This window comes from uncultured Roseovarius sp. (assembly GCF_913057115.1).
Taxonomy (GTDB): Bacteria; Pseudomonadota; Alphaproteobacteria; order Rhodobacterales; family Rhodobacteraceae; genus Roseovarius.
In genome coordinates this window covers 15,214-30,136 of record NZ_CAJXNN010000022.1, presented here as the reverse complement: position 1 = coordinate 30,136, position 14,923 = coordinate 15,214, and the positions used below count along the sequence as shown (strand labels likewise).

Genomic DNA, 14,923 nt, shown 5'->3' with positions numbered 1-14,923 from the left:
CCCTCGCCCCGGCTAGTCGCAGTCAGCCACTGATGATACGTCGATTTTGCTTAGGCTCTCGCGCCGCATTATGGCCATGTGGGCATCAAGAATTGCTTGGGCAAGCTCCCCGGTGGTCGGCACACAATCCCTTTTTTGACTGCACCCCCAGTCCTTCGTCAGCATGTTCCCATGCAAACGGCACACGGATTGTTGGACGCGGCTTGCCAAGCGCCAACTGGCGTTGATCTCGGCGATCGTGATATCGCGTTTAAATCGCAGGGCCGACACAAGCTCTTCGTACTTGCGGTCCAGAATGGCCAATCGCGCGTCCGTCCAATAGTTGATGCAGGCCTTTTTCTTCATTTCCGCATCGGTCAGGCGGTTGCGCTCGTCAGCATCGTCGACGTGTTTTTTCCTCTCCGCGTAGGCCCTGTCGATCTCCTGCCGCGTGAGCCATCCGTTCTCATGCAATTCCTTCTTCTTTTCGCGAAACGCCTTATCCAATTTGTCGCGCTCGGAATTGAAATCATCACGCGCGGCCTGAACGTCTTCGCGGCGCTCTTCGCGCAGCAGTTGCAATTGCGGGCAAGTGTCACTCATCGCGACCCCGGGCAAGATCAGGCCGATACAAAGGCCCACAATCATTGCGATATCAGGTTTTGCCATCATATGCAGAGCAGCCCCAGCGACCCGGTTTTGCACGAGTACGATAAACAGTTTGGCACGCTATGTATACGCGCAACGTACCATGCTTGCCTTGCAACCCATCCGGCGAACGCCTTGACCCCGGTCATCCTGCGTGGATTTCGAAAGAGACCAGTTCAACCACGGTTTCGCCCTGCTCGCCGTCCCAACTCAGGTACACGGGGCCGCGTTTAGGGGAAATGTGAAGGCGACTTGTGTACGCGGGTCCATCGTCACTATGCCTATAGGTCGAGACGATGCTGGCACCCAAATCGCTGGACAGGGTTTCAAGCCGCGAAGACACATGCGTCAACGGCGCACCGAGAAGCGGTATCATCATATCGCGCAAAGAGCGTGTCTTGAGCGAAACCGGCAGATAAAGCGCATCATCCCATTCGATACCCGGAAAAGCCGCGTAGGGTATCGTCGACATCGCGGTTGCAAGCGCGGCAATGGGCCCGCGCCGGTCGCAGGACACGCTGACGATACGGAAGGCGTCGATATCCAACTCCGCCTCGAAATAATCGCCGTCCCGGTCCTCCATTCGAAACAGCCCGTCTTCGGTAAAGCGGGTTGTCACAACCAGTGAACCGGCCTTGCTAGATCCAGACATCGCCCCCCTGTTGATCGTCCAAAGGCCACGGCCCGGGAGCATTCCGGTCACAAGATCATGGATTACCGGGTTCTGGCTTGCCGCGGCGATAACCTGCCGCTCGGATGGCAAACCCGACGCCAACCAGCGCCGGTATCGCCCATCGCTCATGTCGACCTCGAAATAATTGGCCAGGCGAAACGGCTTGGTCGGCGTGCCAAGTTTCGGGCCGGACTGTTGCTGCAGATGAAGATGCGGCACGGCAGAGCGGCCTGAATTGCCGACCTTCCCGAGGACGGTATCGAACGACACCCGCTGCCCCGGTTGCACCGCGACCGACCCCGCCATGAGGTGACACACCGCGACATGAGGGGTTTTGTCGGACTGGATGATAACGTGGTTTCCCCAGTTCTCGCCGTAGTTCACCGTGCCAATCGGATTATCCGGAACCCCGTTCTGAACCGAGACGACCTTGCCTTCGACCGGGGAATACACCTCAGCCCCCCAAATGGACGGGCGGTTTTCCGCGTTCGTGCCGAGGTTCGTCCGGGGCTTCTCGAAATCAATCGCATGACGCCAGCGACCGCGATGTGTCAGCGGCCCATCCATACCCTGCGTGATCTCGACCGGGCCATGGACCGGTACGCTGAGAAGTTGGTTCTTCTTGCTGCCCCATCGCGACTCCAGCCAATCGAAGGATATCCGTGCCGTTTCGGGGCGCGCCCATAACGCCAAAGCCCCCCAATCGCGCCCGACCAGCCCCATGCCGGTCATCGTCGCAAGACCGGAATAGAGCGTGATGATGAACGGGATCGGAAGATAGGACACACCCGAATGGTTCGTCTGGATCTGAAGGAAGGCCGCCAAAAGCGCGGCGAGCATTCCTGCAAAGGATGCCGTCACAAGCCCATGCAAACCGGGCACGACGAACACCGCCCCAAGTGCCATCCCCGCAAGAAAGGAATTATAGGACGCAGGCACCCAATCCACCGGGGCACCGATCGAAATGATCGCGATGGAAAAAAGCGCGCCCGACATCCACCCGATGAGGCCGGTCAGGAACATCACCGGAGACCATAGCGCGATCAAGATCGCGATAACGGCCCCGGACAGAACCGAAGGCGAAAACACGAACACCCCGAGCCCGTACAAGAAGGCCGCTGGCAGGTCTGCCCAATCTTGGTAGGCCATGTCCGGCCAGCCGAAATACTCGGCAGGATGGCTGCCCATGCCGGAAAACAGGGTCAATATGATGGCCGCAACGATACAGTAGGGCCAAACCGTTACCGGAAGACCCTGCTCAGGATGCAGGGATTTCCCAAGAAAGACGAGATAAAGCGCCACAAGTACCGCCGTCCCGGTGGCCAAGGTCAGCGCGACCGCGGACAACCCGATCGGCCCAAGGACCCAATAAGAAACGAGCGCGGCCAAAAGGCCGTTGGCGCGAAACTCGATCGTCAGCGACGACATTTCGGCGTGAACAAGAAACCTGTCCAATGCGGCCATGAACAACAGGGCCAGCAAGCCCACCAAGGCAAGGCTGGGCGACAGCAACAAAGGCACCCACAACCCAAGGCCGACAAGCGAAGACTGGATCAGCAAAAGGGCCGAGAGCGGACGCAGGAAAACATCTTCGACAAGACCCAAGAGAGCCCCGCCCTTGCCGGTCCCCCGGTCATGCAGGCTGCACGCCCGGATTGATCCACGAAGCTCAACCATGCCTGCCAACGTCAGGTTCATCCCCAAAAACTTCCGGGGCTTCAATGTCATTCAGGTCTTCGCGGCGCCGGATAAGACGCATCTCGGAGTCTTCGCCTATCATCACAACGGCCGGACGCAGGTGGATGAACTGCATGGATTGGCCGAGGTTATAGGCCCCCACGGGCCACAGCGTCAGCCGATCACCCACCCTCAACCTTGGCAGCGCGACATTCTCGCGGATCACGTCGATTTCCATGCAAAGGTCGCCGACAAGCCTTGTCTGCTCGGGCAGTTCATCCATTCTGCGCGCCGGGCGAACCGAGATTTCAAACCACGCCGCCGTATAAAGAAGATTGATCCCGACATCCGCGACATAGGTGACCTTGGAATATCGCCCCAAAAGGCTTCTTTCCTTGATGCGCATGGCATCCTCGGCGGTGCCGCGCGGCTGCCCGGCGGCTTCTCCCTGCTTGACCGCGACGACACTGCTGATGAGGTAGCCGGACTCGTCAACAAGATGGCGACCACTTTCCAACCGCAATTCCGGGCGCCTGTCACTGGGAAGCCTGTTCAGCTCTGAGGTGATGGCGTCTGCATATTTCTCGATTGGGGCAATGGTCGTCTCGGCGGGCCCCTTCATGCCGTGCAGAAGGCTGTAGGATGGAAAACCGCCACCAAGGTTCAAGCATGCAGCAAGATGGCCCGTGTCGTCCTCCACCTGATCCCGAAGCCCAAGAAGCAGTTTCGTTGCAACGCGATAGGCTTCGGGGTCAAGCATGTAGGTCCCGATGTGACTGTGCAGCGTGTGCAGGTTCAGGTTAGGGTTCTGTGCGACACGCCGCGCCGCGCGCTGTGCTTCGCCGCTGGCAAGATTGAACCCGAACTTGGACCACGTCGGCCCATGGCCTGTCGCGAACCAGACCCGAATGCCGACATCGAAGGGTCCATCCATCTCCTCGGCCGCGGTTTCGACACGGTCCAGATCATCCCAGTTGTCGATCTGGATGAGCGCGCCTTCGGCAAAGGAACGTCGTATGGCCGAGGGGCTTTTGTAAGGTCCGTTGAACAGGATCTCGTTGCCTTCGTACCCAAGATGCCGGGCCTTTTTGTACTCGAAATTCGAGACGATCTCGGCACCCCACCCTTCGTCTTTGAGAACCCGGCAAATCGCATCGAGGTTGTTGGTCTTGTAGGACCAGAAGAAGTGGGTCTCGGGATAGCGTGACCTGAAGGCCGTACGCATCCGGTTGATTTTCCGGCGCAGCGTCCGTTCGGAAAACACAAAGGCGGGCGATCCGGCGCGTTCGATGATGTCTTCGATCTTGCAGCCGTCGATCTCGGTCAGCGGCTCCACGGAATAGCCACGCGCGAGCGGGTTGCGTTCCGCCGACATGGTGGGCGACAGATTGCCCAGTTCTTCCGAAATCCGCGGGCTTTCGTAGTCGTCATTCATGGGTCAGCCCGTCCTCTGGTTTGTGCTTACTGGAATAGTCGGTCAGTTCCCGGTCGATACCGAGATCTGCCAAAAGCGTGATATCTGCGACGATGTCCTCGCAGTGCCGGAGAAACATCTTGCCGGCCGGGCAATCCGACAGCGCCGGTGGCGTGGTTCCAAGCGCATGCGCCGCACTGTAGGCGGGAAGGTTCATGCCCGTCTTCGCGGCAAAGGATATCCACGCCGGGAAGCGCGGGTTGATCTCGAACAGGACAAAGGGCCGCCCGATCGGTTTGACCAACTCAATCTCAAGCGGCCCGTCCCATTCGAGTTCTTTGAGCAGCCGCCGGGTGATACCGTCGATGTCCGGGTTTTCGACGACCACGCCACCAAAGCCCTTGCCCATCCTCGAACGCAGGAGTTTGCGCAGCGTGATCGCGCCAACCAACTCGCCGCCCTCGGCAACCGCGGCAACATCGTATTCTTCACCATAGATGGCCTCCTGCACCATGACAGGCGTCCCCCAAGTCGACACAACCCTGTCGAAGGCGGCAGCAAGCTGTGCCTCGGTATGAACCAGATGGGCCTCGTAGTGCAGGCCCTTGATGTAGCACGGGTAGCCAACGGCGATAGCGCGTTGCGCCGCCGTGGTCACGTCACTGGCAGGAAAGGTCCGCGGCCCCGCGACATTGGCCTTCACGCAAAGCTCGTTGAGCCGGATTTTCGAGCGCTCGGCAAAGGATTTCGCCGTCGGCGCGACAACCGCGATGCCCATTTTTTCCAGATCATCGCGCAGGCCGATCAGGTTGTCGAACTCACTGTCCAATGTTGGCATGACAAGGGACAGTCCCTCGCGCTCATGGACCTCACGAATGCGCGCCAGATAATCCCTCTGGCCCGCCCCGGGATAGGGAAACAGATAGGTCGCATCCACACGATCAGGACCGTCAGAATAGATTCCGGTCTCCATGGGGTCATAGCTGATGCCGATGAAACGCGCATGCGGGATATGGCTGCGGATGGATTCGATGACCGCTCCCCCCGGTTGCGGACTTTCACCACGATGAAGGCCGCTGACGGCGATCACCACGGGCTTTTGTGTCGCCGGCAAGACCTATGTCTCCTGCATTTCGGAGATCAGCCCCAATTGGATGAGCCGGAACTTGAACTGTTCAAAATCACGCATGGCTGTCCCCCGATTGATTCCATAGCGTTTCATAAGATTTTTCTCGATCTCGGCGCTGCATTGACCCGAGACAATGGCGCGCAAAATCCAAACCCCTTCCGCGCTGAGCAGAAAGAACTCGCCGCTTTCGGAATCGAAGACGAAACGATCCCGGATGATTCTGAGCGTACGATGATCAGTGCCGATATCGCGCGCAGTATCGGTGCCCTTTGATTGCACGCATCCCCCTACAGTTAATTTCCCCCGAGCGAACACTTTTTCACGTGCGACTCTGTACCAACATAATCTTCTAATATTCTCAGCACGTTGACGGTTATCAATTCGGTGATGCCACAGCTCACTATGCTTGGGCTCAGCCTACGCGCGAAGCGTCAAATACCGACTCGCCAACCCGAAGGGAGGACACACCATGACCGTCCAGACATCCTTATTCCGCAACGCTTTGGCCGGGGTCGTCTTTGCGGCGGCCGGGTTGGCAGCGGCCCCGCTTGCCGCTCAGACATTGCGCGCGGTTCCACATGCGCAACTGGAGGTTCTCGATCCGATATGGACCACCGCATATATCACGCGCACCCATGGTTTCCTTGTTTACGACACTCTGTTCGGGTTTGATCGCGAAAACGAAGCCCAGCCGCAGATGGTCGACAGTTGGGACGTTTCCGAGGATGGCCTGGAGTGGAGCTTCACGCTGCGTGACGGCCTGAAATGGCACGACGGCGCGCCGGTGACTGCGGAGGATTGCGTCGCGTCGCTGCGCCGTTGGGGGGCGCGTGACGGTGTCGGACAAGCCTTGTTCAAGCAAATCGCCGATATTCAGGCCGAAAGCGAGGACACGTTCAGAATCAGCCTCAGCAAACCCTATCCAAGGATGAAAGAAACGCTGGCGCAGATGTCGTCGGGCGTTCCCTTCATGATGCCCAAGCGTATCGCCGAGACCGACCCGGATGTTCCCATCACCGACCCAACGGGGTCGGGCCCGTTCATCTTCGATCTTGAAGAATGGGTGCCGGGTGAGCGCTCGGTCTATGTCCGCAACGAGGACTACGTTCCACGGTCTGAACCCACATCGCTGGCCGCCGGTGCAAAAATCCCCTTCCTTGAGCGCATCGAATGGGTCAGCTTCCCCTCGCAGGACGACGCCGTTCAGGCGCTGATCGACAACGAGGTTCAATATCTGGAGTCGCCGACAACGGAACACGCTGAACAGCTTGAAGACGAGGAAGGGATCACGGTGGTGCTTGCCGACGCCGTCGGTAGCATTGGCATGGGTGTGTTCAACCATCAAATCCCGCCCTTCGATGACGCCGCTGTCCGAATGGCCGCGATGACCGCGATGGACCAGAAGGCCTATATGTCCGCCGCCATCGGAACGACCGATTATTGGCAGCTCTGCCCCTCGATCTACCCTTGCGGAACCGAATATGCCTCTCCCGTTGGCGACAAGGCGTTCACCACGGGCGATGTCGACAAGGCGCGTGAGTTGCTGGAACAAACAGACTATGACGGCACGCCGATCATCGTGATGGACCCGGTCGACAGCCCGGTGATCTCAGCCTTCACCGAGGTGTCGCTCACCGCACTCGAAGATGCCGGCTTTACCATCGACCATCAGGAAATGACCTGGTCCGAGCTTGTCCAGCGCCGCGCAAATCGCACCGGGGAAGACGGTGAGACATGGAACATGTTCCATACTTGGTGGTTGGCCCCCGACCTTGTCGATCCTTTGCGGATCGCCTTCTCGGGTGACCCCGAGAGCGGTTGGATCGGCTGGCCGGACGACGCCGAGGTCGAAGCGCTGCGCGCCGACTACATCGCATCAGATAATGATGCCGAGCGCGCCCGGCTTGCAGGGGAGATACAGGACCGTATCGCCGGTCAGGCGCATTTCGTGGTTCTGGGCCAGTTCTTCGAACCGATTGCCTTCCGCGACAGCGTGGTCGGGTTACAGCGTCCGATACAAATGTATTACAACCTGACCTTCTTCGAGGAATAGCGCGCCACGCCATTAGCGACTTCTCGCCGTTATGTGCGGATTTGGCAGCATTTCGCCACAGATTGACACTCCAGGCCCCGCCCGCCTTGCCAGCGTGCGGGGCCTTTTGCTACCCAATCCTCAAGAGATCGCACAGATCCGAATGAGGAAACGAGGGCCGGGCAGAGAATAACCCCTAATTTGCCGTCGATTCGCCACTTTCACGCGCCAGGTTTGCGCGTGCTCGTGCGCGGACTGGCCGGGATTGCCCTTCGCGCTGTCGTGCACGCATTCGGCGCTGCGCAAGCGAGGAGGACTATTCATGTTTAGAATTCCAAGTCTCAAGTATGCCACCAAGAAACCTTTGATACATCTGCGCTTTGCGCTTTTGGCCTTGGCGACAGCGGCGTTTTTCGTTCCGGCCCCGGCCATGGCCAAGGTGCAGGCCGTGTCCATTCCTTCAACATCAAATTCAGGCCTGTCTCTGAATGCCCACCTGCATCGTCCCGCCGGCGGCGGGCGGGCGCCTGCGGTGGTTTTGATGCATGGCTGCGGCGGCTGGCAACCAGCGGTCCGGAAAGGCTTGGACGCCTACGCCAGGTTCCTTGTCGGCAATGGATTCGTCGTCCTCAACGTTGACAGCTTCGGCCCCCGCGGCAATCAAGGCGGGACGGTCTGCCAAAGCCTCAATCGCCTGTCCGCCGCGCGGCGATACCGCACAAGCGATGCCTATGACGCGCTGCAATTCTTGCGCGCACAGCCCTTCGTCGATGCCAAAAGCGTTTTCCTCATCGGTCAAAGCAACGGCGGCAGCGTCGCGATGATCGCGGCCATGGAGCGGACCCGCCGCAGCCAGATCGGTGGGCAACAGGGCTTTCGCGGTGTCGTGGCCCTTTACCCTTGGTGCGGCGCAACAGGATCGCGCCGCCCAAATCTGGACTCACCGCTTCTTATTCTCGGTGGTGCGCTGGATGACTGGGTTCCGCCCCGGGAATGCCAGCGGATGACCGCGCGCGGTCGCGAATTGCAGGTGCGCGTCTATGCCAACGCGGCCCATTCCTTCGACGTGCCCGTGCCCGTCCACCGATACTTGGGCAACCTTGTTGGATACAGCCCCTCGGCAGCACGCGACGCAAGGTCGGAAATCCTGCAATTCTTCAACACCCATATGTAACGCCTTGCAGCCTCTTCGTAGGTGTAACGCATATGCACATCTTTGACGCCTTGTGCTTTTGCAGGGCGTCTTTTTCTCGCAGCGGTGGTGATTTAGCGATAAGATAGTGTCAAAGCCAACCATCATTCGGGGCAATACCGTCACCTCGCACGGTCGTCAGCCTCGTGGAGGAAAACCGGATGTTTCGTAAACTTGCCTTGATCGCCTCTGCCATCACTTGCGGGGTCAGCACTCCCGCAGTGGCCCAGGATTTCAACGTCCTGCTTGGCGGGCGGGCAACCGAAAGCTCGACTTACACCAGCTATCTTTCGGTCACCGGCACCTACGGCGCAGAGGGCGCAGGTGGCCTGACCTTCCGCGCCGAGGCCGAAAACACCAAGACGCAGTTTGCAGGCTCAAGAACAAAGCAGGACATGCAGCGCATCCTCGCCGGATACACATTCGTGACCGACAGCGGCACATTCACGGCGCTGGCTGGCCCCACGCATGTGAAACGTTCGGTCAATGGCGGCCCAAGCACGATTTCCGAGGTTGGCGCCTATGCCGGCTTGGAAGGCTACGGCTTTTGGGGCACGCGCGGCTACTGGGCGGGGATCACGCAATACTCCACCCCCGACGAGGCATTCTACACGCGCGCCTTCACAACTTATCTTGTCGGCGGCAACACAAGCATCGGGCCTGACATCTCTTATCTCGACGAGCCGAATTTTGAACGTGGCACGCTTGGCCTGCGCTCGGCATGGACGTTCGACCAGAACGTCATCGCCCTGATCGGTGGCATGTCGAAGGAAACCGGCACCGCCGGTCCCAGCGAAACCGAAGGGTTCTTGGAATTGCAACTGGGCCTGTCCTTCTGATCTTGCATCGCTACGTAAAAGCAGAACGCAGCTTCACTCCCGGCTAGCACAGGGCCTCCAAGGCGCTACTCGCCGTTCTGCGCAGTCAACAGCGCATCAATCTCACCGCCCGGCATGGCTGTCGCGATGTCCGAAAACTCCCCCTCTCCCAAGATACGCTTGGCCGCGTGAATGAAAGCGGTTTGCGCCACCCGTGCCAACCCGGAGCCCACCGAAATCCGCGCCGCCCCCATGGCGGCAAATTCGGCCCGGCTTACCCCGGCATAAGGCCCCACCGCCAGTACGTTCACCGGCTTTTCGGTCACCTCGAGAATACGCTTTTGATCCTCCAGAGTGGCCGGCAAGGGAACAAACAGGCAATCCGCGCCGGCCTCGTCGAAGGCCCGCACCCGGCGCAAGGCCTCCTCGATGTCATAAACCCCGTTCATCACCCCATCGGCCCGCGCCACGAAAACGAAATCGCGCCCCAAGGCGCGCGCCGTCGCCGCGCCTGCGCGCACCCTCTCCACCGCCAGATCGAAGTCATAGGAGCCTTTATCGCCCATATCGGTGTCTTCCACCGAACAGCCCGCAAGCCCGACCTCCCCGGCCCGCCGCACGGTCTCGGCAACGTCTTCCGGTGCATCGCCATAGCCATTCTCGAAATCCCCCGAGACCGGCAAATGCGTCGCCGCAACCAGATCCTGCGCATGGGCCAAGGCCTCGTCGCGCGTCACATGGCCCATATCCGCCTTGCCGATCGTAAAGGCATGGCCGCTTGAGGTGGTGCCAATCGCCTCGGCCCCCATGGCGGTCAGCACCTTGGCGCTGCCCACATCCCAGGCATTGGCCAAAACAAACGGCTTGCCCGGCCTGTGCAACGCTCTGAAATCGGCACCAATATCTCTCACCTCAAACCTCCATCCCCGCCTTACGGCCCTCGTAAAACGCATAGGGTGCCTGTCGCGGTGCCTGTGCATCGCCCACGATCCGTACCTCCAGATCGCCCAATTCCTCCGAAAGTGGCTCAAAGGCCCGGTTCGTCGTCGCCATGACCAAGGCACTGGCGGCAACTTCCACCTCCGCGCCGGTCAACAGGTTGCGCAATGTCGCCCCCTGCCCATGCCACGCCGCCACCGCATGTTCCGTCATGAACCGCGCCCCCAGTTGCGCCAGCTTGGCGCGGATCGGAATATCGGCACTGGTGCGCGCCAATTCCTTGCCGACCATGGGATCAGGCGTGACAATCACCACCTCATGGCCGGCTTCGGCCAAATGCCACGCGGTGCCAAGCCCGCGCATGCTGCCGCCCTCGTCATAGACGATCACAGTACCGCCAAGGCGCAGCTCGCGCCGCATCACCGTCTCTGGCGACACCACGTTGCCATGCTCCACCCCCGGCAAACGCTCCATCTGCGGCAACCACCGCTGCGTCGCCGCCTCATCCGGCAAAGACCCGGTGGCAAGGATCACCACATCCGCCCCAATCGCGCGCACCTCCTCGGCCTCCAAGAACGAATTGAGGTGTAACCGCACCCCCAACCGCGCGAACTGCCGCTCGTACCAATCCATCAAGTCCAAAATCTGCGCCCGGCGCGGCTGTTCCCCGGCAAGGCGGAACTGCCCGCCAATCACGGGGGCTGCCTCATGCAACGCCACGCTATGCCCGCGCTCGGCGGCCACCCGTGCCGCCTCCAACCCCGCAGGCCCAGCGCCCACAACCAACACCCGGCGCGGGGCCTCGGACCGCTCAAACCGGTCCCCACCCCACTGATACTCCCGCCCCACCGACGGGTTCACCAAACACGAAATCCAATAATCGCGCGACCGCCGCCCCCAACACATCTGGTTGCAGGAAATACAGCCGCGAATATCCTCGGCCCGCCCCTCGGACACTTTCCGCGCCCAATGCGGATCAGCAATCTGCCCCCGCACGATCGACACCAGATCGGCCTCGCCTGCGCTCAATACCCCTTCGGCATTCTCCGGCGTGCGTATCCCGCTTTCCGCCTGCACCTTGGCATGGCTGACCACCCGCATAAGCTCGGCGCAGGCATTCACCGTCAGCTTCTCGCCCATGGCAAAGGTCGGCATCAGCTTTTCAAAATCCAGATAGCCACCCGACCCGCAGGTGACATAATCCAAATGCCCCGTCGCATCATGCCGCGCCACGATCTCACACAGCGCCTCAACCCCATGCAGCACCGGGTAGCTATCGGAATAACTCACCGACATCCCAACGATGAAATCCTCGCCACAGGCCCGGCGGATGCCTTCCAAAATCCGCATCGACATCCGCGTGCGGTTTTCCAGCGATCCACCCCATTGATCGTCCCGCAGGTTGCTCCACGGGGTCCAGAACTGCTCAAGCAGCGAATGATAGGCGGCCCAAATCTCGACCCCGTCAAAGCCTGCTTTCTGACAACGCACCGCCGCCGCGATGAAGGCCTCGATCATCTCCTCGATCTCGGCCTCGCTCATGGCGTGGCTGCCATCGCTGTCGTGATAACTGGGCCCGCCCGACGGCCCCCAATGCGGCTGATAACTCAGGTCGGAATCGCCATGCGCGCCAACATGGTAAAGCTGCTGCAAAACCACGGCACCGGCATCCTTCACCGGCTCCACGATCTTGCGAAAGGCGGGGATCACGCTGTCATCCTCGGCCCGGAAATTGCCGCGAGTCAGAACCCCGGTGCGATGCACCGGCACAGGTTCGGCCACGATCATCCCCGCGCCGCCAATCGCCCGCTCCAACAGATAGGCACCAAACTGCGCACCGGGCAGGCCCTCGACCGACATATTCGCCGTATGCGCCCCGAATGTGACCCGGTTGCGCAGCACCTTGTGCCGCAAAGTCAATTCCGAGGTCAGACGCGGAAAGCCCATCACGCGGCCTCCCAATCCATGACAACCTTGCCCGATTGCCCCGAGATCATGGCGGCAAACCCCGCCTCGAAATCGTCAATCCCGATCCGATGGGTAATCACGCCAGACACATCCAAGCCCGACTGCACCAGCGCGATCATCTTGTACCATGTCTCATACATCTCGCGCCCATAGATGCCCTTGATATGCAGCATCTTGAAAATCACCGTGTTCCAATCCACCGGAAACTCCGTTGGCGCAATGCCAAGCAAGGCAACCTTCCCGCCGTTGTTCATCCGCGCGATCATCTGCTGCATCGCAGGCGCCGCGCCCGACATCTCAAGCCCCACATCAAAGCCTTCGGTCATGCCGATATCGGCCATCACCTCGCGCAGCGTCACAGCCGAGGTATCGACCACATGCTGCACCCCCATCTGCCGCGCCAGTTCCAGCCGGTAAGGGGCGATATCGGTGATCACCACCTTGCGCGCCCCCGCCCGCTGCGCGACCAGCGCGCCCATAATGCCAATCGGCCCGGCCCCGGTCACCAAAACATCCTCCCCCACCAGATCGAAACTCAAAGCGGTATGCACCGCATTGCCGAAGGGGTCGAAAATCGCCGCGATCTCATCGGGAATATCATCGGGGATCGGCACCACATTGCTTTCCGGCAGGCAAATGTATTCGGCAAAACTCCCCGGCCGCTGCACGCCCACCCCCTTGGTATTGCGGCACAAATGCCCCCGCCCCGCGCGGCAATTGCGGCAGGCATTGCAGACGATATGCCCCTCGCCGCTCACCCGCTGACCAAGGCGGTATTTGCTGGCCCCCGGCCCACAATCCACCACCTCGCCCATGAACTCATGCCCCACCACCATGGGCACCGGCACCGTCTTGGCGCTGAACTCGTCCCATTTCCAGATATGCACATCCGTGCCGCAAATCGCCGATTTGCGCACCTTGATCAGCACCTCACCGGGGCCAACCTCCGGCACCGGCACATGCTCCATCCAAAGCCCCGGCTCGGGCCGCGCCTTGACCAGCGCCTTCATCCGGTTTTCCATCAGATCACCCCCAGTTCACGGCCCACCGCCTCGAAGGCATCAATCGCCCGGTCCAGCATCTCGCGCGTGACCGCCGCACTCATCTGCGTGCGGATCCGGTCTTGCCCCTTCGGCACCACCGGGAAGCTGAAGGCAGTCACGTAAACCCCCCGCTCCCCCAAACGCGCTGCCATCTCCTGGGCCAGCTTTGGATCGCGCAGCATCACCGGGATGATCGCATGCTCCCCCGGCAACAGCTCGAAGCCCAAGGCCCCCATCCGCTCCCGAAAATACGCCGCATTTTCCCAAAGCCGTGCGCGCATCTCCGCGCCCTCGCGCTCCAGCAAATCAAACACCGCCAAGGATGCCCCGGCAATCACCGGCGCCAAAGTGTTGGAAAACAGATAGGGGCGCGAGCGTTGCCTGAGCCAATCCACCACCCGCGCTGATGCGGCGGTATACCCGCCCGAGGCACCCCCCAAAGCCTTGCCAAGCGTCCCGGTCAGGATATCCACCCGCCCCATGACCCCGCAATGCTCATGGCTCCCCCGGCCCCCTTCACCCAGAAACCCGGTGGCATGGCAATCATCCACCATGACCATCGCATCATACCGCTCGGCCAAATCGCAAATCGCCTCCAGCTTGGCGATATAGCCGTCCATGGAAAACACCCCATCGGTGGCAATCATCCGATGCCGCGCGCCCTGCGCCTCCTGCAAACAGCGCTCCAAATCCGCCATATCCGAATTGGCATAGCGATACCGCTGCGCCTTGCACAAACGCACCCCGTCAATGATGCTCGCATGATTCAGCGCATCCGAGATGATCGCATCCTCCGGTCCCAGCAATGTCTCAAACAGCCCCGCATTGGCATCAAAGGCGGCGGCATAAAGGATCGCATCCTCCATCCCCAGAAACCCGGCAATCCGCGCCTCCAGCGCCTTGTGCTCCTCTTGGGTGCCACAAATGAACCGCACGCTGGCCATGCCAAACCCATAGCGGTCCAAGGCCTCATGCGCCGCCGCGATCACCCGCGCGTCATCGGCCAAACCCAGGTAGTTGTTGGCGCACAGGTTCACCACCTGCGCACCGCCCTCAAGCTCCACCCCCCCCGCCTGCATCGAGGTGATCACCCGTTCCACCTTGTAAAGCCCATCCTCGCGCAGCCCCTCAAGCCGCCCGTCCAAATCCTGATCGAACCGTTCCGATGCCCGCATGACATCCCCCTTTCTTCTGGCCAAAAATATCCCGGGGTGAGTTGAAAATCCCATTTTCAACGAGGGGCAGCGCCCCTCATTTTCCCAAGCCCGGAATTTGCCTTACCCCACAGCGTCGCGCACCGCTGGTCACAGGTCCAGACCCAAGTTCGACAATTTTACCCACCCGAATGTCGCTCCGGGAACAGGCGCATGATCCGGCTTTCGTACGACTCGTACGACCTCTCTCGGGACCC

12 protein-coding genes are annotated in these 14,923 nt (G+C 60.6%); 4 read left to right on the top strand and 8 right to left on the bottom strand.

Annotated elements, in window-relative coordinates:
- Nucleotides 1-12 precede the first annotated feature (12 nt).
- The 4 genes from QZ498_RS10610 to QZ498_RS10595 all read right to left on the bottom strand — a co-directional run bounded on the left by QZ498_RS10610 (nt 13) and on the right by QZ498_RS10595 (nt 5,505).
- Complete coding sequence (locus QZ498_RS10610; RefSeq protein WP_294622037.1) at nt 13-561, bottom strand: hypothetical protein; 549 nt, start codon at nt 559-561, stop codon at nt 13-15.
- A gap of 211 nt (nt 562-772) precedes the next feature.
- A complete protein-coding gene (locus tag QZ498_RS10605) occupies nt 773-3,028 on the bottom strand; it encodes an urea transporter (RefSeq protein ID WP_294622036.1) in 2,256 nt (751 codons plus the stop codon).
- Nucleotides 2,970-4,412, bottom strand: coding sequence for a hypothetical protein (locus QZ498_RS10600; RefSeq protein WP_294622035.1), 1,443 nt, complete (start codon nt 4,410-4,412; stop codon nt 2,970-2,972). The genes QZ498_RS10605 and QZ498_RS10600 overlap by 59 nt, the downstream gene beginning before the upstream one ends.
- A complete protein-coding gene (locus QZ498_RS10595) occupies nt 4,405-5,505 on the bottom strand; it encodes an ATP-grasp domain-containing protein (protein ID WP_294622034.1) in 1,101 nt (366 codons plus the stop codon). The genes QZ498_RS10600 and QZ498_RS10595 overlap by 8 nt, the downstream gene beginning before the upstream one ends.
- Nucleotides 5,506-5,541: 36 nt before the next feature.
- On the opposite strand from QZ498_RS10595, the gene QZ498_RS10590 reads away from it, so the two are divergent.
- The 4 genes from QZ498_RS10590 (at nt 5,542) to QZ498_RS10575 (ending at nt 9,583) form a co-directional block, all read left to right on the top strand.
- Nucleotides 5,542-5,793 carry a hypothetical protein gene (locus tag QZ498_RS10590; protein ID WP_294622033.1) on the top strand — a complete coding sequence of 84 codons (252 nt, stop codon included), beginning with the start codon at nt 5,542-5,544 and terminating at the stop codon, nt 5,791-5,793.
- A gap of 196 nt (nt 5,794-5,989) precedes the next feature.
- On the top strand, nt 5,990-7,573 hold the full coding sequence (locus tag QZ498_RS10585; protein WP_294622031.1) for an ABC transporter substrate-binding protein: 1,584 nt from the start codon (nt 5,990-5,992) through the stop codon (nt 7,571-7,573).
- A 301-nt stretch (nt 7,574-7,874) separates the two neighbouring features.
- The gene (locus QZ498_RS10580; protein ID WP_294622029.1) at nt 7,875-8,726 is read left to right on the top strand and encodes a dienelactone hydrolase family protein; all 852 of its coding nucleotides are present in this window, start codon (nt 7,875-7,877) and stop codon (nt 8,724-8,726) included.
- A gap of 179 nt (nt 8,727-8,905) precedes the next feature.
- The gene (locus QZ498_RS10575; protein WP_294622027.1) at nt 8,906-9,583 is read left to right on the top strand and encodes a hypothetical protein; all 678 of its coding nucleotides are present in this window, start codon (nt 8,906-8,908) and stop codon (nt 9,581-9,583) included.
- A 65-nt stretch (nt 9,584-9,648) separates the two neighbouring features.
- Here QZ498_RS10575 and QZ498_RS10570 read toward each other — a convergent pair whose 3' ends face one another.
- The 4 genes from QZ498_RS10570 to QZ498_RS10555 are packed head-to-tail and all read right to left on the bottom strand — an operon-like array spanning nt 9,649 to nt 14,687.
- Entirely contained in the window at nt 9,649-10,473 is an 825-nt protein-coding gene (locus QZ498_RS10570) for an isocitrate lyase/phosphoenolpyruvate mutase family protein (protein ID WP_294622026.1), read from the bottom strand.
- 1 nt (nt 10,474) lies between these two features.
- Nucleotides 10,475-12,448 (bottom strand): FAD-dependent oxidoreductase, encoded by a 1,974-nt coding sequence (locus tag QZ498_RS10565; RefSeq protein ID WP_294622024.1) that lies wholly within the window; start codon nt 12,446-12,448, stop codon nt 10,475-10,477.
- Nucleotides 12,448-13,479 carry an L-threonine 3-dehydrogenase gene (gene tdh, locus QZ498_RS10560; RefSeq protein WP_294622090.1) on the bottom strand — a complete coding sequence of 344 codons (1,032 nt, stop codon included), beginning with the start codon at nt 13,477-13,479 and terminating at the stop codon, nt 12,448-12,450. Before tdh ends, QZ498_RS10565 begins: the two co-directional genes overlap by 1 nt.
- Before the next feature lie 11 nt (nt 13,480-13,490).
- Nucleotides 13,491-14,687: a glycine C-acetyltransferase gene (locus QZ498_RS10555; RefSeq protein ID WP_294622022.1), complete on the bottom strand. Its 1,197-nt coding sequence runs from the start codon at nt 14,685-14,687 to the stop codon at nt 13,491-13,493.
- Nucleotides 14,688-14,923: the final 236 nt, after the last annotated feature.